The following is a 20766-nucleotide window of genomic DNA, read 5'->3' on the forward strand; positions in this document are numbered from 1 at the left end:
CCACCGCCGTGGCCCTGCTGAGCGCGCGGCCCGGGCGCCGGCTCCTGGAAGCGGGGCATCTGCTGCGTGGAGTCGGCGGGCCCCTCGGCGGGCTCGCTGCGGAAGAGACTGTCGAACTCGGCCGGCGGCTGCCGGTCCCCCGGCGCCCCGGGCCGGATCCCGTACGGCGCTCCGGCCGGCGCGGGCGGCACGGCACCCTGAGCGGTCGGCATGGCGTTCTGCGCGGGCGGCACGGGCGGCAGGTACTGCGTGGCCTGGGCGTCGGGGCCGGCAGGCGCCTGCTGGCGTCCCAGGATGTACGTGGACTCGGCGGACTGCTCCGGAGGCAGGGCACCGGGCGGCGTCTGCGGGGGCAACTGCTGCGCCCCTGCGCCCATTTCGGGCGAATTGCCCATAACGGGCGGAATCATCTGCGTGGCGGCTTCGTCGCCCCCGGGCGCACCGTGCGGGCCCTGCGGCATGGGCGGCGTGGGCGGCATCTGCTGATTCGGCTGCATCTGCTGATTCGGCTGCATCGCCTGCATCGGCTGCTGAACCGGAGGCATCTCGGCCGGAGGCTGCTGAACCGGAGGCAGCTGAGATCCCGGCTGCTGAGCGGCCGGCATCTGGGGTATCGACTGCCCCGGCACCGGCGGAATGTACTGCGTCGCATCGGCATCCGCCTGCACGGGCGGAAGCGACGGGGACGAGGGCTGAGGCTGGGACTGAGGCTGCACCTGCGCGGCAGGCGGCAGCGGCTGCCCGCCACCCGAAGGCGCCTGCGGCGCCCCCCAGGCCTGCCCCGTCACGGGCCCTGCCTCGGACCCCGGCGCGTGCGCCGACTCCGGACCCCAGGGCTGGCCCCACGGCTGTCCGCCCGTGGGCACCGCCGCACCGGCGGGCTCCGCGTACATGCCGGGCATCAGCGGCTCTCCGCCGTCCGCGGGCAGCACGACGCCTTCGTGGGCGGGCCGCGCCGCGGGAAGCTGCGGCTCCTCGCCCTGTCCGCTCTGCGTCACCGGGACTCCTACCAATGGGGGAACTCTGGAATCGTCGGTTAACGCTACCGGCTCCCCAGTCGACGGCGGTACACAGCTCCGCCCCACCGCCCCGGCTGTAACAAGTGGGGCCGCAACGACGCTGTTCCTGGCCGCCCGAGCCCGCCCCGCCTGCCGTTCACGACCACATGTCCCGCAGTACGCCCAGCTCCGGGCCCCGGTTCACCTCCCGCACGCAACCCCCGGCGGCCCTGCACAGAACCCTTACGCCGGCCCGCGCCGCAGAACCCGTACGCGGGCCTGAATCACCGACCCCGTACGACGCGATCGCGCCGCACCTTCACACAACCGCAGCTCACCGCACCGTCACACAACCGCAGCCCACCGGGCCAGAGAACCCGCGCCCTCACCCAGCCCGCATATCCGCCCCTCACGCAGCCTGAATGTCCAGCCGTGCCCCGAACTCCCGGACCACCGCCTCCTCGCCGAACGGCTCGAGGCGCTGCTGCAGATCGTCCAGGTACTCGGCCCCGCGGTTCGACCGCAGCGTCCCGAGCAGTTCCACGGCACGCATCCCCGTATGGCAGGCGTGCTCCACCTCACGCCGCTGCACCTGCGCGGAGGCGAGCAGCACCAGTCCGATCGCGCGCCGCCGCACCCGCGTCTCCGGAAGCCCGTCGAGCGCCTCGCGGGCCGCCCGCTCGGCCGCGTCCGCCTGACCCAAGTCCCGGTAGCAGTGCGCCAGTTCATCGGCGAGATACGCCCGGTCGAAGTGCCGGATCCACACCGGGTCGTCACCGGACCCGGCCCCGGGGCCCGAGCCGGACCCGCTCGACTCCGCCCGCTCCATCGCCGCCTCGGCCCGCGCGACCACCAGCTGGGTCGTCCGCGCGTCCCCGAGCAGCGCGTGCCCGCGCGCCTCCGCCGCGTAGAACATCGCCTCGGCCCGCGGCGTGACCCGCCCGCGTGCCCCCTCCTGCGCGGCGCGCGCCAACTGCGCGATCTCGCGCGGATTGCCCAGCTGGGCCGCCAAGTGGCTCATGGACGCGGCCAGTACGTAGCCGCCGTAGCCGCGGTCGCCGGCCGCCTGCGCGAGCCGCAGCGCCTGGATGTAGTACCGCTGCGCGAGACCCGGCTGCCCGGTGTCGATGGCCATGTAGCCCGCGAGTTCCGTCAACCGGGCCACCGCGGCGAAGAGTTCACGCCCCACCGCTTCCCGGTACGAGCCGGCGAGCAGCCCGGACACCACGGAGTTGAGGTAGTGCACGACGACCGGGCGCACGTGCCCGCTGCCGAACTGGTGGTCCAGCTGCGTGAGCGCGTCCGTCATCGCCCGTACGGCTTCGACATCGGCCGTACCCACCCGCGCCCCGGCCGCACGCGCCACCTGCTGGTCAGTCCCTGTGATCAGCCAATCCCTACTGGGCTCGACGAGCGCGGACGCGGCCACGGACGAACCGGACAGGAAGTCGCGCCGCCCCACATCGCTGCGCCACAGCTCGCAGACCTGCTCGATCGCGCCGAGCACGGTGGGTGAGAACTGCAGCCCGACGCCCGATGCCAGGTTCTTGCCGTTGGCCATGCCGATCTCGTCGATCGTGACCGTGCGCCCCAGCTTGCGGCCGAGCGCCTCGGCGATGATCGCGGGGGCCCGCCCGCGCGGCTGCTGCCCGCGCAGCCAGCGCGCCACGGACGTCTTGTCATAGCGCAGATCGAGCCCGTGCTCGGCGCCGCACATGTTCACCCGGCGCGCGAGCCCGGCGTTGGAACAGCCGGCTTCCTGGATCAGCGCCTGCAGCCGTTCGTTCGGCTGCCGCGCTACGAGAGGCCTTGCGGCCATGGCGTACCCCCTGTGTGCGCCGCGGTGTCCTGCGAAGTAGTGATCACTCGTGATGATCAATGCCCAGGTACGGAAGGGAAGATGCACAAGCCGTGACCGACCCCTCACAGCTGGCTACCCACCCCCGCTGCCGATCCGCTCGCGCGCCCCCGCCCATGCATCCATGCGCCCCGTATGCAGGATCGATGCGCCTGCGCGGCGCGCGGACAGCCCGTAACCCGCGGTGACGGCTGGAGTTGAACACTCCGTGGAAGAGACCATCACCCCCGCGACGGCCGACCGGATCCCTCAACAGCGCGGCGAGACGCTGCTCGACGCCGCCGTGCGGTATGCGGAGGAACGGCACTGGGACGTGTTCCCCGGCACCTGGCTCGAGATCCGCGAGGACTCCTCCGGCTCCGAGTCCTGCTCGTGCGGGGCGCACGCCTGCCCCCTGCCCGGTGCGCACCCGGCCCGCGAGGACTGGGCCACGCAGGCCACGGGCAGCGCCACGGTCGCGCGCCGGCTGTGGTCGAAGCAGCCGGGGTCCTCGATCCTGCTGCCGACCGGGCGCACCTTCGACGCGCTCGACGTGCCGGAGACCGCGGGCTTCCTGGCGCTCGCGCGGCTCGAGCGGATGGAGCTGACGCTCGGCCCGGTGACGCTGACACCGAACCGCCGGATGCAGTTCTTCGTCCTGCCCGGGGCCACCGTCAAGATCCCCGATCTCGTACGGAAGTTGGGATGGGCCCCTGCCGCGCTGGACCTGCGCTCGCTCGGCGAGGGCGACTGGGTGGCCGCGCCCCCGACCCGCTTCGGCTCGCAGGGCGCCGCACAGTGGGCCCGCCGCCCCACCCCCGCCAACCGCTGGCTGCCGGACGCGGAAGAACTGATCAGCGCCCTGGCGTACGCCTGCGGCCGCGAGGCTCGCCGCTGAGCAGCCCCACAAGGGGACAGGGGGACCATCTGTTCAGCGAGGCGCCCGATTTGGGGCATTCTCGCGGACAGATGGTCCCCCTGTCGCTTTAGCCTGTGAGGACTCCGTCCAGGAACGGTTCCACCACCGCTCGCCAGCCTTCCGGCTGGTCGTAGTGGACCAGGTGGCCGGCGTCGGGGACCTCCGCGTACTCGCCGCGGGGCAGTACGCGGACCATCTCCTGGGCCTCGGCCCGGCCCAGCTCTCCGTCGAGGCCGCGGACCACGAGGGTCGGGCACTGCACCTGGGCGAGCTCCTCCCAGTGGGCGTCGTACACCCAGGTCTCACGGGTGTTGAGCATCTGGTCGCGGTCGAAGACCGGACCCCAGCCGTCCTCGGACTCGGTCATGACCTCGGCGTAGAAACTGCCGCGGGCCGGATTGGGGCGCTCCACCCAGGGGTCGTCCTCGCCGAACCACTTGCGGACGTCGGCGAGGGTGGCGAAGGGGACGGGCCAGGCCTCGAACCAGTCGGACCACTCGCGCTGCGAGGCGGCGCCGAGCGCCGATGCGCGCATGTCGCAGATGACAAGGCCGCTGACGAGATCGGGGCGGCGGGCGGCGAGCTGCCAGGCGGTGAGGGCGCCCATGGAGTGGCCGATGAGCACGGCGGGCGCGAGATCGAGCTGGACGAGGGCGGCCTCGGCGTCGTCGACATAGGCCTCGCGGGTGAAGGGGCCGCCGGCCGGCTTCTCGCTCTGGCCGTGGCCGCGCTGGTCGAGGGCGACCGCGCGATGCCGCTCGGCGAGCCAGCGCGCCGTACCCGCCCAGTGCGAGGCGCGGCCCATCAGGCCGTGCAATAACAGCACCCCGGGTTCGCACCCGAGCTCGGCGAGCTCCTTGTCGTCCTTCGGGGGATCGGCGAACTCCCAGGCGGCAAGGCGCACCCCGCCTGCTCCGGTCACATCGATGCGCCGCACCATACGTCCTGGCACCCCCCTCGCTCGGGCCTGTTGCCGTAGTGCTCCGTGAAGCAATGCTCCGTACGCCTAACGTACGGCCACGTTATCGAACCCCCATTCGAAAAACCCTTTTCGCCCGAAAACACCCCTCATTCGAGTGACCGCACTCAAGGATTGACCGGCGCGGCCGAGGGGAGATCTTCTGCGGGAGGCGGGCCGCTCGGGGAAACCGGTCCGGCGGGGTGACCTTGAGAGCTCGGGGCTCCAGGTCAGCACAGGGGAGGACAGGCCCCGGCACCGCGAGGTGCCGGGGCCCTCTGCTGTGTGGCGCCAGGGGTGACGAACAGGGGCCCCTGGACCCCCGGGAAACCTCGCCCTCCGGGGAGACGGCACCGACGGCGAGGCAGGGCAGGCGTGCGCCGTCTCAGTACGGCGGGTTGTACGGCACATCCTCCCGCCCCTCCCTCGCCGGCGCCCACGCGGTCAAGAGCCCTCAGGTCATATGCCTCACGAACAGCCTCGCACTTAAATTCCCCGGGCGGGGCGATTCCGTCCGTGAATCTTGGAATCGCCGGCCCCAACTTCCGTGTGCCATGGGGCAGTTGGGGCCCGACGGGCCCGTGGGCCCACCGCGGCACCAGGCGGGAGCCCGATCGGCCCCCGCCCCCGCCGCAACTCGGCCCCACCCCGCCCCAGGAGGACACGGCGTCCGAGGCGGCAGCGACTTCAGCCCTCGGCGACGACCACACGCGACGCCACCTCAGCGCTCGGCGACGAACACGCGCGACGCCACCTCAGCGCTTGGCGACGAACACGTGCGACGCGACCTCGGCGTCCAGCTCCGCGGCCTCGCCGCTGCTGCCCACCAGGACACCGCCGGCGGCCTGGGTCACGCTGACCACCGCACCGGGCTGTACGCCCGCGCGGCGCAGCGTGTACATCAGCTGGGCGTCGGTCTGAATGGGCTCGCCGATCCGGCGCACCACCACGGTCTTGCCCTCGGTGCCCGGCTCCAGGTCGGCGAGGCTGACCATGCCCTCGTCGAGGAACGGGTCGGCCTCGGCCTTCTCGCCCAGCTCTTCGAGACCGGGGATGGGATTGCCGTACGGCGACTCGGTGGGATGCCGCAGAAGCTCCAGGACGCGGCGCTCCACGGCCTCGCTCATCACGTGCTCCCAGCGGCAGGCCTCGGCGTGCACCTGCTCCCACTCCAGGCCGATCACGTCGACCAGCAGGCACTCGGCGAGGCGGTGCTTGCGCATCACGCGGGTGGCGAGCCGGCGGCCCTCGTCGGTCAGCTCCAGGTGGCGGTCCGCGGCGACGGAGACCAGTCCGTCGCGCTCCATGCGTGCGACCGTCTGGCTGACCGTCGGGCCGCTCTGGTCGAGCCGCTCGGCGATCCGGGCACGCATGGGGACCACACCTTCTTCCTCGAGCTCGAGGATGGTGCGGAGATACATCTCCGTGGTGTCGATCAGTCCGGACATACGTGCCCCTCGATGCAGTCTCGATGCGTCTCGTCGCGTCAGGGCCTGTCTTCGCACTCCCGCCGACGCCCGGCGCCGGGCCGTCGGGGATGCCAAGACAGGTCCTGGCCCTGAGTCAATTCTGACGCATCGCACCGACAACCGTGCCGCGCGGGCGAATACGGGCCTGCGAACACGGCCGCGGCGCTACTGCGAGGGCGTCTTTCGCGGCCCCGCGCGGCCCCCGCCGCGTCACGACAGCCCGTATTGACAGAGCACTGGTCCAGACCGCAACGTGATCCGCGGCACGTTGGCACCCACCCCCGGAAAGGGGCCTGAAGGCGATGAGCCCTACGCGCGAGAACAAGCTCGCCGACCAGTACTTCGACGCGGCCATCGGCCTCCTGGAGCGGGTGCGCGACGAGGAGGCCGCGAACATCGCGGCCGCGGGTGGTCTGATCGCCGAGGCCGTCGAGGCGGGCGGCCGGCTCTTCGCGTTCGGCGCGGGCCACTCCTCGCTGGCCGCGCAGGACATCGTCTACCGCGCCGGCGGGCTCGCCCTGATGAATCTGCTCGCCGTCCCGGGCGTGGTCGGCGTGGACGTCATGCCGGCGACGCTGGGCTCGGCGCTCGAACGGGTCGACGGGCTCGCGGGCGCCGTCCTCGACTCGTCCCCCGCACAGCCCGGGGACGTCCTGGTGATCATCTCCCTGTCGGGCCGCAACGCCCTGCCGGTCGAGATGGCCATGAACGCACAGGCCCTGGGACTGCGCGTGATCGGTGTGACCTCGGTGGCGTACGCCACGGAGACCCGCTCCCGCCATGTCTCCGGCACGTATCTCAAGGACCACTGCGACGTCGTCCTCGACAGCAAGATCGCGATCGGCGACGCGGAGCTGACCCTCGACGGGATCGAGGCACCGTTCGCCCCGGCGTCCACGGTCGTCACCAGCGCGCTGCTCCAGGCCACCCTCGCCACGGCGGCGGGCGACCTCGTCTCCCGCGGCATCGAGCCGCCGCTGCTGCGCTCGGGCAACGTCGACGGCGGCCACGAGTGGAACGGCCGCATCCTGACCGAGTACGGGGACCGGATCTTCTACCGGCACTGACGGCCGTCAGCGTCCTCGGCCGGCATCAGCGACCGCCCGGATCACCTACGGCACCAGCGACGGTCCGGATCCCCTACGGCACCAGCGACGGTCCGGACCTCCTACGGCGCGGCACTGAGACCGTCCGGATCCACTACCGGCGCTGACGTTCGCCCAGATCCTCCACGGCTCCAGCAACCGCCCGGCGGGACACGGCTCCTACGAGCTCCCCACCACTCCCGCCAGGTCCACCGCCGCCGCCACCCGCACCGCCACACTCTCCGCGTACGTGGCATCGGAGCGCTCGAACGGCGGGCGGCTGTCGCTGCGCAGGAACGTCACCACACCCAGCGTCCGGCCCCGGCTGCGCAGCACCGCGCACAGCGCGTGCACCGTGGAGTCCGGCCACTGACGTGCCTTCGCCCAGCCACGCGCGGCGTCCGGCGCCGCGGCGCCCGCGGAGGCACGGACCGAGCCCGCGCGCTGCACGCACTGGAGGGCCGGGTGCCCGTCCGGGTAGCGGACCGGGAGACCGGCCATCGGAACCGGCAGCACCGGGCCGGGGGAGCCGACCGGGCTGGCGGCCGCGCGGACCAGCCGCGGCGGCTCGAGCGACGTGGTCAGATCGATCAGGGCGTGGTCCGCGAAGCCCGCGAGGGCGAAGTCGAGATGGGCCGTCGCCGCCTCCATCGGGTCCTCGCACTCCCCCGCCGCGCGCCCGGCCCGGTGCAACTGATTGCTGCGGAAGCGCAGTTGGGCCGCCTCCTGCTCGACCGCCTTCGCGTCGGTCACGTCCTGGAAGAGCCAGCCCACGCCCAGCGGCACGGGCTCCTCGGCGAGCGGCGATCCCAGACGCAGGAAGCCACTGCGCCAGCAGCGCCGCTCCCCCGCGCCCTGCGCGTCACCGCGCACCGACACCCACAGCTCGGCCGGCGCGGGCGGCGCGCCTTCGGCCAGAACGTGCGTGAGCGCGCTCTCCAACTCCTCGACGCCCTGCGCGAGAAGCTCACCGAGCGGCCGCCCCAGCACCGCCGTACGCCCCACGCCGAGGGCCCGCGCCGCATGCGCGTTCACCACGGCGGGCCGCAGATCCGCGTCGACCAGGACCACACCCCACGAGGCGTCGTCGAAGAGCGCCTCGCTCAACGCGATCGAACGCTCCAGGTCGATCTGCGCGTGCACCTCGCTGAACGCGCAGTAAAGACCCGCCGGTTTGCCGTCGGGGCCGGGCACGGCCGCCGACTGCGTCCGTACGAGCACGCGCCCGCCGTCCTTCGTCACCAGCGCGAACTCGTGCACCTGCCGCCCCGGCGCGTGCATCGCCGCGAGCAGCCGCCCCTCGATCTCGTCCGCGTCCGCCGTACGCACCGCCCAGCCCGCGAACCCCCGCCGCCCCACGGCCTCTTCGGGGCTCCAGCCGAGGATCCGCGCCGCCTCACGGTTCCAATGCGTGACGACGCCGTCCGCGTCGAACGCGCACAGCGCCGCGTCCATTCCGTCGAGCAGCGCGGCGAGCAGATCGGCCGAACCGGGCCCACCGGTGCCGCTCGACTCCCCGGAACCACCGCCCGGCGTACCGGAGTCGGCGCCCGAGCCCTCGCCTGGGTTCTCCGGGTCCGTGGGCTGCGCAGTTCCGCTGCGCCGGGAAGCACTCACCTGGCCACCCCCTGCAGGACGAGTCCACCTGTCGGATTGCACTGACCATCCAACACAGATCATTGAACTCGAACGTGACGCAGCCCACATCAAGTTCGCCGAAATCGTTGCGCCCCGGAAACGTCCCGCCCACGCCTGCTCGGCCCGCGTGCCAGTCTGGGCACCATGACCATCGCCGTCCGCCCGGCCTCGGTTTTCGAGGACGTCGCCGCCGTCATCGGCCCCAAGTCACCCACCGCGAACGTGTGTTTCTGCCTGAGCTACCGCATCGGTTCGAAGCTCAACAACGAACTCCGCGGCCCGGCCCGCGCCGAGTACGTCGCCGGACTCTGCCGCGCCGACCCGCCGCCGGGCGTCCTCGCCTACGACGGCGACGAACCGGCCGGCTGGGCCGCCGTGGCTCCCCGCGCGGACACCTCCTTCGCCCGCAACCGCAAGATCCCCCACGTCGACGACCTCCCGGTCTGGTCCCTGTGGTGCATCCGCGTCCGCCCCGGCCACCGCAAGCAGGGCATCTCGCACGCCCTGATCGAGGGCGCGGTGGAGTTCGCGAGACAGCACGGGGCGCCGGCGATCGAGGCGTATCCCCTGGACAACGGCGACGCCCGCGTCGACCTGACGATGGCGTACGCGGGCCTGCGCAAGAACTTCGAACGCGCCGGCTTCACCCACGCTGCCGACACCACCTCGGTACTGGCGGGACACCCGAGGGTATTGATGCGGCTTGACCTGCGGTGATGCGCCGGCCCAAGCCGCGTAGGCAAACTTGCGGAAAAACCGGTTGAAGCGACGCCGGCCCCTTCCTAGTGTGTGGGGCACACGAGAAGGGAGGTGGTTCGGCAGATGGCAAAGAACCGGACGCGTGAGGTGACTGCGGGCTAGCGGCCCGCCGCCACACACAGTGCGGTGCCGGACCAGCGCGGGAGCGAACCGCGCAGCCGGCCCAATCCCAGCAGTCACCCGACCCACGGTCTCGCCGGTACGTCCGGCCGGCTCCCTCAGGGGATCCCGAGACCGTGGGTCGTCTGCGTTTCCGGGTGCGCGAGCACCCTCAGCCCTTGCTCACCGCCGTGAGGATCTCCGGCAGGCGGGCCGCCGCGCGTGGGGCCGAGAAGCGCAGGCCGAGGTGGGCGATGGCCCAGCCGTAGAGGGTTCCGCCGGGGAGCAGGAGCCAGAGCAGGTGGTCGTTGCCCGAGGCGTGCAGCCAGATCGTCAGGGTCAGCAGCGGGGCGCAGAGCAGGGCCGAGGCGAGCATGCCGCCGAAGATGGAGATCCAGGCGAGGCCGGCCTGGCCGGGGGCCACGTTCTTGTAGCCCTCCTGGGGGATCGAATAAGGGAAGCGGGCCGAGCACCAGGCGCCGGTGGCCAGCATCGAGCCGAGGAGCGCGAAGGACAGGCCGAGCGCTTCGGGCAGGGGGCGCCAGTCCCCGATGATCGCCGTGGTCACCAAGGTCACGAGCACGGCGTACGGGATGGTGATCAGCGCCAACGCGAGGGCTCGGGCCCGGAGTTCGGTGTACGCGTCGCGGGTCGTGGAGATCGTCTGGGCGACCATCCAGAAGGCCGAACTGTCCTGTCCGAACTGGTTGTACATCAGGATGCCGAGCATCCCCGCGGCGAAGCAGGCGAAGTAGACCGAGCCGGTGCCCTGGAGGGCGTTGAAGACGGGGACGATCAGGCCGATGGCGAGGGATGTGACCCAGGCGGCCTTGGTCTTGGGGTCGCGCCAGACGTAGCGCAGGGTGCGTTCCATGACGGTGCCGGTGCGGCCCTCGGGCAGAAAGCGGGTGAGTCCGTGGGCACGTGCGCGGGTGCGGGTGGGCTCGGCCGCCTGGAGGGTGGAGCCGTCGGGTGAGGTCATGAGGCGGGTGAGGCTGCGCTGCCAGTACGTGAGCAGGGCCGCCAGGAGGGCGATGCACAGGGCGAGTTGGGCGAGTCCGGTGGCGTACGAGCCCTGGGAGACGGAGTCGACCGCGCCGAGTGCGGAGGCGGGCGGGATCCAGCGGATGATGTCGGCGGCCGGGTCGAGGCGGGAAAGGCCGCCGGAGCGGCCGAGGCTCTGGGCGCCGAAGTTGACGACCTGGATGCCGACGGCGATGACGAGGCCGCTGAGTACGGCGAGGTCGCGGCCCTTGCGGCTGGAGAGCAGCCGCAGGTTGGCGGAGGCGACGCTGCGCGCGAGCGCGACGCAGACCAGCAGGGTGAGCGCGATCGCGACGAGCCCGGTGAGCGCGGCGGCGGTGCCGTGGGCTACGGCGACGACCGAACCGGCGGCGAGGCAGAGTGTGAAGAGCGGACCGATGCCGACGAGGGACGAGGCGAGCAGTGCGCGGACGAGCGGGCGGGGGCGCAGCGGCAGCATCACGAGGCGGGTGGCGTCGAGCGTTTCGTCGCCGCTCGGGAAGAAGAGCGGCATGAAGGTCCAGCCGAGCGCGAGGACCGCGGCGAGCAGGATCACGAGGGTGGCGGCGTGTTCGTTGCCGCGCAGTGCGATCAGGCCGATGAGCTGGAGGGCGGCGAAGAGCAGGGTGACGACGACGGAGGCGATGTAGGCGGCGCGGCGGCCCGCGGACTGGCGCAGTCCGTTGCGCAACAGGGCCAGCTTGAGGCTCACGAAGGTGGGGGTGAGGCTCGGGGTGCGGGCGGGGCGTGGGGCTTTGGTGGTCGTGGTGGCCATTACGCGGTGCCGCCGGTCGAGCCGAGCCAGTCCAGGGTGTCGCCGTTCGCGCGGTCGTTCGCGCCGACGAGTTCGAGGAACGCGCTCTGCAGGCTGGGGGCGTCTCCTCGTACGTCCGCGAGGGGGCCCTGGGCGCGGATCCGTCCGGCGGCCATGACGGCGACCCAGTCGCAGAGGGACTCGACGAGTTCCATGACGTGGCTGGAGAAGACGACGGTGGCGCCGGAGGCGGTGTAGCGCTCCAGGACGCCGCGGATGGTCTGGGCGGAGACGGGGTCGACGCCCTCGAACGGCTCGTCCAGGAAGAGGACTTCGGGGTTGTGCAGGAGAGCGGCGGCGAGGCCGATCTTCTTGCGCATGCCGGTGGAGTAGTCGACGACGAGTTTGTGCTGGGCGCCGGTGAGGTCGAGGACGTCGAGGAGCTGGGTGGTGCGCTTGTCGACGTCCTCGGCGGGCAGGCCGCGCAGGCGTCCGGTGTACGTGAGGAGTTCGCGGCCCGAGAGGCGCTCGAAGAGGCGGAGGCCTTCGGGGAGTACGCCGATTCTGGCCTTGACCTCGGCGGGGTCCTGCCAGACGTCGTGGCCGACGACGTGGACTTGTCCCATGTCGGGGCGGAGTAGGCCGGTGATCATGGAGAGGGTGGTGGTCTTGCCGGCTCCGTTGGGGCCCACGAGGCCGATGAACTTTCCGGCGGGGAGGGTGAGGTCGATGCCGGCCACGGCGATCTGTTCGCCGAACCTCTTCCAGAGTTGGGTGACTTGTACGGCTGCCGTCTCGGGCACGGGGGCCTTCCGGTGGGTTCGGTGGGAGGGTCGGGTGCGGGTGGGGCCTGCGGCGGCCAATTTTCCCCTACCCGCCCCTTCCCGAAACCGGGGCTGCGCCCCGGACCCGTATCCGACCTTGGGTCGGATGGCCTCAAACGCCGGCCGGGCTGGAGTGGAGCGGGCGCACCCCTACGCCGACTCGAACCCCCGTACCTCCTCCGGGCTCCGCGACGGCGGGCCCACGTAGCGGGCCGAGGGGCGGACCAGGCGGCCCGTGCGCTTCTGTTCCAGGATGTGGGCCGACCAGCCGGCCGTACGGGCGCAGGTGAACATCGAGGTGAACATGTTCGCCGGGACCTCGGCGAAGTCGAGGACGATCGCCGCCCAGAACTCGACGTTCGTGGCGAGGACACGGTCGGGCCGGCGGGCGTGGAGTTCGGCGAGGGCCGCCTTCTCCAGGGCTTCGGCGACCTCGAAGCGCGGTGCGCCCAACTCACGGGCGGTACGGCGCAGTACACGGGCGCGCGGGTCCTCGGCGCGGTAGACGCGGTGGCCGAAGCCCATGAGCCGCTCGCCCCGGTCGAGGGCTTTGCGGACGTACGCGTCCGCGTCCCCCGTACGCTCGATCTCCTCGATCATGCCGAGGACGCGCGAGGGCGCGCCGCCGTGCAGCGGGCCGGACATCGCGCCGACCGCGCCGGAGAGCGCGGCGGAGACGTCCGCGCCGGTGGAGGCGATGACGCGGGCCGTGAACGTCGAGGCGTTCATGCCGTGTTCGGCGGCCGAGGTCCAGTACGCGTCGACGGCCGCCACGTGCTTCGGGTCGGGCTCGCCGCGCCAGCGGATCATGAAGCGCTCGACGACGGAGGTGGCCTTGTCGATCTCGCGCTGCGGCACCATCGGCTGCCCCTGGCCGCGCGCCGACTGGGCGACGTACGAGAGGGCCATCACGGCGGCGCGCGCGAGGTCCTCGCGGGCCTGGTCGGCATCGATGTCGAGCAGCGGTTTGAGGCCCCAGACCGGCGCGAGCATGGCGAGCGCGGACTGGACGTCGACGCGGATGTCGCCGGAGTGCACGGGGATCGGGAACGGCTCGGCGGGCGGCAGGCCCGGATTGAACGCCCCGTCGACCAGCAGACCCCAGACGTTGCCGAAGGAGACGTTGCCGACCAGATCCTCGATATCGACACCGCGGTAGCGGAGCGCGCCCCCTTCCTTGTCCGGTTCGGCGATCTCCGTTTCGAACGCGATGATCCCTTCGAGCCCAGGGACGAAGTCGGACATCAGGCGGCTCCTCATGATGTGTACGACGAGACGGTTACGGGTCGGCCGCCCGAGGTGACGGGTGACCGGTGGTGATGGTGGGGCGGTGGTGACCGGAAGTCAGAAGCAGGTGCCCACAAGCCGGTTCCGCGGTCACTCACGACTCGCGGTCCGTTCATGGCCACCCCGGTGATGCCCCGTGCGGCAGGACGATATCCCTCGGTGCCACGGAAGGGGAGAGTTCACGGCACTGAGTGCCGCGAACCACACTCGTCCGGGGCGGCCGGGTGCGACAGGATGACGTCGTGAACCATCAGCACCTCGACCCGGCCGACGGGATCCACGGACCCGATCCGTCCGCCATGCGCGAGCAGTACCGCACCGCTCCGCTGCTCGAAGCCGACCTCGCCGGCGATCCGATGAACCAGTTCGACCGCTGGTTCGCCCAGGCGGTGCGCGTCGAGCTGCACGAGCCGAACGCGATGATCGTCTCGACCGCCGACGCGGACGGCCGTCCGAGCTCACGGACCGTGCTCCTCAAGGCGTACGGCGTCCGCGGCTTCGTGTTCTACACGAACTACACCTCGCGCAAGGGGCGGGAGATCGAGGCGAACCCCGCGGTCTCGCTGCTGTTCCCGTGGCATCCGATGGCGCGCCAGGTGATCGTCAGCGGCCGCGCCGAGCGGGTCGGGCGCGAGGAGACGGCCGCGTACTTCCGCTCGCGGCCGCACGGCTCGCAGCTCGGGGCGTGGGCCAGCGCCCAGTCCTCGGTGATCGGGTCGAGGGAGGAACTGGCGGGTGCGTACGAGGAGTTGGCGGCCCGCTATCCGCAGGGCGAGCCGGTGCCGGTGCCGCCGCACTGGGGCGGGTTCCTCGTCGTACCGGAGGCGGTGGAGTTCTGGCAGGGGCGCGAGAACCGGCTGCACGACCGGCTGCGGTACGTGGCCGAGGGCGGGGCCTGGAGCGTGGAGCGGCTCGCTCCCTGAGCCACCGAAGGTTCCCGATCCACGATCCGCCCGGGCCCGGAGCTACCCGAGTGCCTCGTCGAGCAGGTGCCCCCACTGCCGTACGACGCGTTCGCGGCGGCCGGTGTCGTCGGTGAGGACGTTGGCGAGGCCCAGTCCGCGCGCCATGTCCAGCAGGCCCTGGACGGTTTCGCGGACGCCGGGCCGTGACTCGTCGGCGTCGAGGAGGCGGACGGCGATGCGGTGGGTCTCGCGGCCGACGCGGCCCTCGAGTTCGGCGACGCGGGCGTGCAGCGCCGCCTCGTGCGAGGCCGCGACCCACAGGTGGAGCGCGGCGCGGAACAGTGGCCCGGTGTAGAGGTCGACGAGCGCCGCGACCACCTCGGCGCGGGTCTTGGCGGACACCTCGCGCAGGGCGTGCGAACGCTGCTCGGCGACGTACTCGACGGCGGCCGTGAACAGGTCCTCGCGGGTGGGGAAATGGTGCTGGGCGGCGCCTCGGGAGACACCGGCGCGCTCGGCGACGACGGAGACCGTGGAGCGGGCCCAGCCGAGTTCGGCGAGGCAGGCGACGGCGGCCTCCAGGAGCCGCAGGCGGGTGGCGCGGCTGCGGTCCTGCTTGGGTGCGCGGTCACTGTGTGCGGCAGCCGGTGTCACAGCACCCATGAAGCGTCCCGTCGCTCGAAGAAGGCGGTCATGCCCTCGCGCGCGGGGCCGGACGCGAACAGGGTCGCCGACCGCTGGACCAGGTCCTCCGCATCGCGCTCGAAGGCTTCCAGGACTCTAGCCGTGACCAGCCGTTTCGCCTCGGCGAGGCCCTGTGGTGCGGCCTTGCGGAAGGCCTCGCAGACGCTGTCGACGGCCGGTCCCAGCTCCTCCACGGCCTCGGTGACGAGTCCGATCCGGGCGGCCTCCGCGGCATCGAAGCGCTCGCCCGTGAGGTAGTAGCGGGAGGCGGCGCGCGCGTCCATCCGCGGCAGCAGGGTCAGCGAGATGATCGCGGGCGCCACTCCGATCCGTACTTCCGTGAACGCGAAGGTCGATCCGGCGGAGGCGAGCACCAGATCGCAGGCGCCGAGCAGCCCGAGCCCGCCGGCCCGCGCGCTGCCGTCCACGCGGGCGACGACGGGCTTGGGCAGCTCGACGATCGCGCGCAGCAGCTCGACGAAGGCATACGGATTGGCCGGTGACTTGAGGTCGGCGCCCGCGCTGAAGGTGGGTCCGGTGTGGTCGAGCACGACGGCCCGTACGTCCTGGTCGACGGCGCACCGCCGCAGGGCGTTCGCCAGTTCGGCGACGAGGTCCGCGGAGAGGGCGTTGCGGTTCTCCGGGGAGTTCAGGGTGAGGGTGGTGATGCCGCGCTCGTGTTCCCGCCCCACGTACTTCATCGGTCTGTCTCCTGGTTTCTCAGGCGCCGGTCGCCCGGTCGCGGTCCCGCAGCTGCCGCCGCAGGATCTTCCCGGTGGCCGCGCGCGGCACCGTCTCGATGAACTCCACGGCCCGCACCTTCTTGTGCGGGGCGACATGCTCGGCCACGTACGCCCGGACGTCCTCCTCCGTGAGGTCGGGGGCCGCGCGGACCACGTACGCCTTCGGGTACTCGTTGCCGTCGGCGTCGTACACCCCGATCACGGCCGCATCCGCGATCCGCGGGTCCCCGATGAGGACGGCTTCAAGCTCGGCGGGCGCGACCTGGAAGCCCTTGTACTTGATGAGCTCCTTGACCCGGTCGACGATGAACAGCCAGCCGTCCTCGTCGACCCGCCCGACGTCGCCGGTGTGCAGCCACCCGTCCTCGTCGATCATCGCGGTGGTCGCGTCGGGCCGGCCGAGGTAGCCCTTCATCACCTGCGGCCCGCGGAAGACCACTTCGCCCTCCTCGCCCGGGCCGAGGTCCTTCGCCGGGTCGTCGAGCGAGACGATCCGCATCTCGGTGCCGGCGAGCAGCTTGCCGACGCTGCCGTGCGGGATGGGCCGGTCGATCGGGGTGACGTGGGTGGCGGGTGAGAGCTCCGTCATGCCGTAGCCCTGGCCCACCGGGACGCCGCCGAGGCGGGCCGAGCAGGCGGCGGCGAGTTCGCCGTCCAGGGGTGCGGCCGCGCTGATCACGTAGCGGACGGAGGAGAGGTCGAAGCGCTCGACCACCGGGTGCTTGGCGAGGGCGAGGGCGATCGGCGGGACCACGTACAGGCCGGTGATCCGGTGCTTCTCGACGGCGGTCAGAAAGCCTTCGAGGTCGAACTTCGGCAGCACGACGACGGTGGCGCCATGGCTGAGCGGCGCGTTGAGCAGGGCGGTGAGGCCGTACGCGTGGAAGAACGGCAGCACGGCGAGGATGCGGTCACCGGGGCCCATCGGCATGGTCGGGTACAGCTGCGCGAGGTTGGTGGCGACCGAGCTGTGGGTGAGCATGACGCCCTTGGGGACGCCCGTCGTCCCGGAGGAGTACGGCAGCACGGCGAGGTCCTCGGACGGGTCGACCTCGACGGCCGGCTCCGGGAGGTCCGCGCCGACCATGTCGAGCAGCGAGCGATGGCCCTCGGCCTGATCCGCTTGGTCGCACAGGATGATCTCCCGTATCCCGCCCGCGAGTTCGGCCGCGGCCTGCGCGACGGGGAGGAGCATCGAGACCGTGACGATCCAGCTCGCTCCCGCGTCGCGCAGCTGCTGGGCGAACTCCTCGGGCGTGTACAGCGGGTGCACCGTGGTGACGGTGGCGCCGGCCCGGGTCGCCCCGTAGAAGGCGACCGGCCACAGGATGGTGTTGGGGCTGTGCAGGGCGACGACGTCCCCCTTGCGCACCCCCGCGTCCGCGAGCCCGGCGGCCACCTTGCGGTGGAAGCCGTCGAGCTGCGCGTACGAGAGCGACCTGCCCTGGACGCCGTCGATCAGGGCGGGCGTCTCGCCGAACTCGGCTGCCCGGCCCAACACGGCGTCATGGATGGGCAGTTCTACGGGCGGCACTGCTGCGTACTCACTCTGGAACACCATGTCGGGCCTCCGGGAAGCTTGGCGGTGCCTACGGCCGGTCTTGTGGATCAGGACCTGTCTTGTGGCTCAGGGCCTAGTACGACTTGGGCAGACCGAGGGTCTGGTGGGACACGAAGTTGAGGATCATTTCCCGGCTCACGGGGGCGATACGCGTGACGCGGGCCGCGGTCACCAGTGAACCGAGACCGTACTCCCGTGTCAGCCCGTTGCCCCCGAGTGTGTGCACGGCCTGGTCGACGGCCTTCACACAGGCCTCGCCCGCAGCGTACTTGGCGATGTTGGCGGCTTCCCCTGCTCCGAAGTCATCGCCCTGGTCGTAGAGGTGCGCGGCCTTCTGCATCATCAGGCGCGCCAGTTCCAGTTCGATGTGCGCCTGCGCGAGGGGGTGTGCGATGGCCTGGTGCGCGCCGATGGGCGCCTTCCATACGCTGCGGTCCTTGGCGTACGCGATGGCGCGGGCGAGTGCGTAGCGGCCCATGCCGATCGCGAAGGCGGCCGTCATGATCCGCTCGGGGTTGAGCCCCGCGAACAGCTGGAGCAGCCCCGCGTCCTCGTCGCCGACGAGGGCTTCGGCCGGCAGGCGCACGTCGTCGAGCACGAGCTCGAACTGCTTCTCGGCGGCCTGGATCTCCATGTCGATGACATTGCGCCGGAAGCCCTCGGTGTCGCGCGGGACGATGAAGAGGCAGGGCTTGAGCTTCCCGGTCCGTGCGTCCTCGGTGCGGCCGACGATGAGGGTGGCGTCGGCGATGTCGACGCCGGAGATGAACACCTTGCGGCCGGTGAGGATCCAGTCGTCGCCGTCGCGGCGTGCGGTCGTCGTGATCCGGTGGGAGTTGGATCCGGCGTCGGGCTCGGTGATCCCGAACGCCATGGTCCTGGTGCCGTCCGCGAGCCCGGGCAGCCACTGCCGCTTCTGCTCCTCGGTGCCGAAGCGGGCGATGACGGTGCCGCAGATGGCGGGGCTGACGACCATCATGAGCAGCGGGCTGCCGGCGGCACCCAACTCTTCCAGGACTATGGAGAGTTCGGCGATTCCACCACCGCCACCCCCGTACTCCTCGGGCAGGTTGACCCCGAGGTACCCGAGCTTGGCGGCCTCGGCCCACAGCTCCTCGGGGTGGCCGCCGGCCCGTACGACCTTGGTGAGGTACTCGCGTCCGTAGCGTGTGCCGAGCGCGGCGACGGCGGCGCGCAGGGCCTTGTGCTCTTCGGTCTCTATGACGGCGGCGCTCATGGGGTCTCCTCGTTCGGAACGGGATGTACGGCGTGCTGTGCGGGCTGCACTTCGCGCTGTGCGGGCTGCACTTGCTGTGCGGCCTGCTGTGCGGGCTGCACTGGCTGTACGACGGCGAGCAAGGTGCCCGGCTCGACCTGGCGGCCGGGTGTGACGTGCAGAGCGGTGAGGGTGCCGGCGGCGGGGGCGGCGATCCGGTGCTCCATCTTCATCGCCTCCAGCCACAACAGTGGTTGACCGGCACGGACTTGGTCACCCTCGGCGAGACCTTCCGCGATACGGACGACCGTGCCGGGCATGGGAGCGAGCAGGCTTCCCGGAGTGAGGGCGCGCTCGGGCTCCGGGAAGCGGGGCTGGGGGGTGAGGGTCCAGGTGTGGGTGCCGTGGTCGACGTGGACGTCGCCGCCGCCGTACGCGTGGATCTCGAAGTCCCGTCGGATGCCGTCGACTTCAAGCGTCACGCGGTTTGCGTGCGCCTCGACGACACGTGCCCCGGGTAGGCCGACGAGCTCGAATCCGGTGCGGGTGCGGTGGTAGCGGATCTCGTGCCGGTCGCCGCCGGCGTAGACCTTCAGCTGGGGCTGGGAGGGGAGGTTCCGGTAGGCGCCGGTGCGGCTCCAGCGGCCCTGGAAGCAGCTCGCCACCGCAGCGGCCGCGGCCGCGTACACCTCCGCGACCGGAGCGTCCTGCGCGACCAGCGACGACAGGTGCCGTTCGAAGAATCCGGTGTCCATGCGGCCGGACCCGAACTCCTCGTGTCCCAGCGCACGGACGAGAAGCGACCGATTGGTCACCACTCCGTGCACCCGCGTACGCCCCAGCGCCCCGGCCAGCCGCCGAACCGCCGAGGAACGCGTGGGCGCCCACGCCACGACCTTGGCCAGCATGGGGTCGTAATGCACCCCGACCGCGTCCCCCGACGCGAAGCCCGTGTCCACCCGTACCCCCGAAGGGAATGCGAGAAGGTGCAGCGTGCCGGCCTGCGGGGCCCAAGCGGCGGACGGGTCCTCCGCGTAGAGGCGGGCCTCCACCGCGTGCCCCCGCGGCTCGGGCGGATCCGGATCCAGCGCCTCGCCCTCCGCGACCCGCAGCTGCAGCTCGACGAGATCCACGCCGAACACCGCCTCGGTCACGGGGTGTTCGACCTGCAGCCGTGTGTTCATCTCGAGGAAGTGCGCCCGTTCGCCGGAGACGAGGAACTCCACCGTCCCGGCGCCCGCATAGGACACGGCCCGCGCAACCCGTACGGCCGAGGCGCGGATCTCCGCGTCCAGCGCCGGGGACAGCCCGGGCGCGGGCGCCTCCTCGATCACCTTCTGATGCCGCCGCTGGAGCGAGCAGTCCCGCGTCCCCAGCGCCCACACCGTCCCGTGCGTATCGGCGAGGATCTGCACCTCGACATGCCGCCCGCCCTCGACGTACGGCTCGACGAACACCTCGCCGTCCCCGAAGGCGCTCAGCGCCTCGGCCCGCGCGGCCGCCAACTCGTCGTCCAGTACGGAGAGTTCACGCACGACCCGCATACCGCGCCCGCCCCCGCCCGCGGCGGCCTTCACGAGCACCGGCAGATCGTCCGCCGTGACCTCCGTGAGCGGTGCGATGCCCATCAAGGACTTCGCGCGCGTCTTGGACGCCATCGCTTCGATGGCCTCCGGCGGGGGCCCGATCCACAGCAGCCCCGCAGCCTGCACGGCGCGCGCGAACTCGGCGTTCTCGGACAGGAACCCGTACCCGGGATGCACGGCGTCCGACCCGGCCGAGAGCGCCGCCTTGACGATCAGCTCGCCGCGCAGGTAGGTCTCGGCAGGCGTCGCCCCGGGGAGCCGTACGGCCGCGTCGGCCTCGCGCACGTGGAGCGCGGACGCATCCGGATCGGAGTACACCGCGACCGTCGCGATGCCCAGCTCGCGGCAGGTCCGGAAGATCCGGCAGGCGATCTCTCCCCGGTTGGCCACAAGAACAGAAGTGATCACGTGAACTTCAACC

At 71.9% G+C, this 20766-nt stretch carries 16 protein-coding genes and 1 pseudogene; 4 read left to right on the forward strand and 13 right to left on the reverse strand.

The window, feature by feature from the left end:
- Positions 1-998: pseudogene (locus ABT367_RS12525) on the reverse strand (hypothetical protein); the annotation flags it as partial.
- A 409-nt stretch (positions 999-1407) separates the two neighbouring features.
- Positions 1408-2817 (reverse strand): transcriptional regulator, encoded by a 1410-nt coding sequence (locus tag ABT367_RS12530; protein ID WP_352252387.1) that lies wholly within the window; start codon positions 2815-2817, stop codon positions 1408-1410.
- Between the two features lie 247 nt (positions 2818-3064).
- On the opposite strand from ABT367_RS12530, the gene ABT367_RS12535 reads away from it, so the two are divergent.
- Positions 3065-3733, forward strand: coding sequence for a bifunctional DNA primase/polymerase (locus ABT367_RS12535; RefSeq protein ID WP_352252389.1), 669 nt, complete (start codon positions 3065-3067; stop codon positions 3731-3733).
- A gap of 88 nt (positions 3734-3821) precedes the next feature.
- Here ABT367_RS12535 and ABT367_RS12540 read toward each other — a convergent pair whose 3' ends face one another.
- Together ABT367_RS12540 and ABT367_RS12545 are read right to left on the reverse strand one after the other, a co-directional pair.
- The gene (locus ABT367_RS12540; protein WP_352252391.1) at positions 3822-4694 is read right to left on the reverse strand and encodes an alpha/beta fold hydrolase; all 873 of its coding nucleotides are present in this window, start codon (positions 4692-4694) and stop codon (positions 3822-3824) included.
- A gap of 773 nt (positions 4695-5467) precedes the next feature.
- Positions 5468-6160, reverse strand: a complete 693-nt coding sequence (locus tag ABT367_RS12545) for a metal-dependent transcriptional regulator (protein ID WP_052579321.1) — start codon at positions 6158-6160, stop codon at positions 5468-5470.
- A 323-nt stretch (positions 6161-6483) separates the two neighbouring features.
- On the opposite strand from ABT367_RS12545, the gene ABT367_RS12550 reads away from it, so the two are divergent.
- Positions 6484-7248, forward strand: a complete 765-nt coding sequence (locus ABT367_RS12550; protein WP_352252393.1) for an SIS domain-containing protein — start codon at positions 6484-6486, stop codon at positions 7246-7248.
- A 198-nt stretch (positions 7249-7446) separates the two neighbouring features.
- Here ABT367_RS12550 and ABT367_RS12555 read toward each other — a convergent pair whose 3' ends face one another.
- Entirely contained in the window at positions 7447-8883 is a 1437-nt protein-coding gene (locus ABT367_RS12555; protein ID WP_352252395.1) for a PAS domain-containing protein, read from the reverse strand.
- A gap of 165 nt (positions 8884-9048) precedes the next feature.
- Here ABT367_RS12555 and ABT367_RS12560 point away from each other — a divergent pair, with 165 nt between their 5' ends.
- Positions 9049-9621: a GNAT family N-acetyltransferase gene (locus ABT367_RS12560; RefSeq protein WP_352252397.1), complete on the forward strand. Its 573-nt coding sequence runs from the start codon at positions 9049-9051 to the stop codon at positions 9619-9621.
- Between the two features lie 313 nt (positions 9622-9934).
- Here the strand turns inward: ABT367_RS12560 and ABT367_RS12565 are convergent, their stop codons facing one another.
- From ABT367_RS12565 to ABT367_RS12575, 3 genes are all read right to left on the reverse strand, one after another.
- Positions 9935-11560 (reverse strand): transporter, encoded by a 1626-nt coding sequence (locus tag ABT367_RS12565; RefSeq protein ID WP_352252399.1) that lies wholly within the window; start codon positions 11558-11560, stop codon positions 9935-9937.
- Positions 11560-12342: an ABC transporter ATP-binding protein gene (locus ABT367_RS12570; RefSeq protein ID WP_352252401.1), complete on the reverse strand. Its 783-nt coding sequence runs from the start codon at positions 12340-12342 to the stop codon at positions 11560-11562. The genes ABT367_RS12565 and ABT367_RS12570 overlap by 1 nt, the downstream gene beginning before the upstream one ends.
- 171 nt (positions 12343-12513) lie before the next feature.
- The gene (locus tag ABT367_RS12575; protein ID WP_352252403.1) at positions 12514-13608 is read right to left on the reverse strand and encodes a citrate synthase 2; all 1095 of its coding nucleotides are present in this window, start codon (positions 13606-13608) and stop codon (positions 12514-12516) included.
- Positions 13609-13874: 266 nt separating this feature from the next.
- Between ABT367_RS12575 and pdxH the strand changes: the two genes are divergently transcribed.
- Positions 13875-14573 (forward strand): pyridoxamine 5'-phosphate oxidase, encoded by a 699-nt coding sequence (pdxH, locus tag ABT367_RS12580; RefSeq protein WP_434975453.1) that lies wholly within the window; start codon positions 13875-13877, stop codon positions 14571-14573.
- A 42-nt stretch (positions 14574-14615) separates the two neighbouring features.
- On the opposite strand, the gene ABT367_RS12585 is transcribed toward pdxH, so the two are convergent.
- From ABT367_RS12585 to ABT367_RS12605, 5 genes are all read right to left on the reverse strand, one after another.
- Complete coding sequence (locus tag ABT367_RS12585) at positions 14616-15218, reverse strand: TetR/AcrR family transcriptional regulator (RefSeq protein ID WP_352252405.1); 603 nt, start codon at positions 15216-15218, stop codon at positions 14616-14618.
- A complete protein-coding gene (locus tag ABT367_RS12590) occupies positions 15206-15940 on the reverse strand; it encodes an enoyl-CoA hydratase family protein (RefSeq protein ID WP_352252407.1) in 735 nt (244 codons plus the stop codon). The genes ABT367_RS12585 and ABT367_RS12590 overlap by 13 nt, the downstream gene beginning before the upstream one ends.
- Positions 15941-15959: 19 nt before the next feature.
- Positions 15960-17540 (reverse strand): 4-coumarate--CoA ligase family protein, encoded by a 1581-nt coding sequence (locus ABT367_RS12595; protein ID WP_352252493.1) that lies wholly within the window; start codon positions 17538-17540, stop codon positions 15960-15962.
- Positions 17541-17616: 76 nt separating this feature from the next.
- Positions 17617-18780: an acyl-CoA dehydrogenase family protein gene (locus ABT367_RS12600; RefSeq protein WP_352252409.1), complete on the reverse strand. Its 1164-nt coding sequence runs from the start codon at positions 18778-18780 to the stop codon at positions 17617-17619.
- Positions 18777-20753 (reverse strand): biotin carboxylase N-terminal domain-containing protein, encoded by a 1977-nt coding sequence (locus ABT367_RS12605; RefSeq protein ID WP_352252411.1) that lies wholly within the window; start codon positions 20751-20753, stop codon positions 18777-18779. The genes ABT367_RS12600 and ABT367_RS12605 overlap by 4 nt, the downstream gene beginning before the upstream one ends.
- Positions 20754-20766 lie beyond the last annotated feature (13 nt).

Source organism: Streptomyces mesophilus (assembly GCF_040300965.1).
Lineage (GTDB): Bacteria > Actinomycetota > Actinomycetes > Streptomycetales > Streptomycetaceae > Streptomyces > Streptomyces mesophilus_A.

Coding starts and splice junctions, on each gene's coding strand:
- ABT367_RS12585 (WP_352252405.1), bottom strand. CDS start 15,218: ATGGGTGCTGTGACACCGGCTGCCGCACACAGTGACCGCGCACCCAAG.
- ABT367_RS12550 (WP_352252393.1), top strand. CDS start 6,484: ATGAGCCCTACGCGCGAGAACAAGCTCGCCGACCAGTACTTCGACGCG.
- ABT367_RS12560 (WP_352252397.1), top strand. CDS start 9,049: ATGACCATCGCCGTCCGCCCGGCCTCGGTTTTCGAGGACGTCGCCGCC.
- ABT367_RS12545 (WP_052579321.1), bottom strand. CDS start 6,160: ATGTCCGGACTGATCGACACCACGGAGATGTATCTCCGCACCATCCTC.
- ABT367_RS12590 (WP_352252407.1), bottom strand. CDS start 15,940: ATGAAGTACGTGGGGCGGGAACACGAGCGCGGCATCACCACCCTCACC.
- ABT367_RS12575 (WP_352252403.1), bottom strand. CDS start 13,608: ATGTCCGACTTCGTCCCTGGGCTCGAAGGGATCATCGCGTTCGAAACG.
- ABT367_RS12600 (WP_352252409.1), bottom strand. CDS start 18,780: ATGAGCGCCGCCGTCATAGAGACCGAAGAGCACAAGGCCCTGCGCGCC.
- ABT367_RS12530 (WP_352252387.1), bottom strand. CDS start 2,817: ATGGCCGCAAGGCCTCTCGTAGCGCGGCAGCCGAACGAACGGCTGCAG.
- ABT367_RS12565 (WP_352252399.1), bottom strand. CDS start 11,560: ATGGCCACCACGACCACCAAAGCCCCACGCCCCGCCCGCACCCCGAGC.
- ABT367_RS12540 (WP_352252391.1), bottom strand. CDS start 4,694: ATGGTGCGGCGCATCGATGTGACCGGAGCAGGCGGGGTGCGCCTTGCC.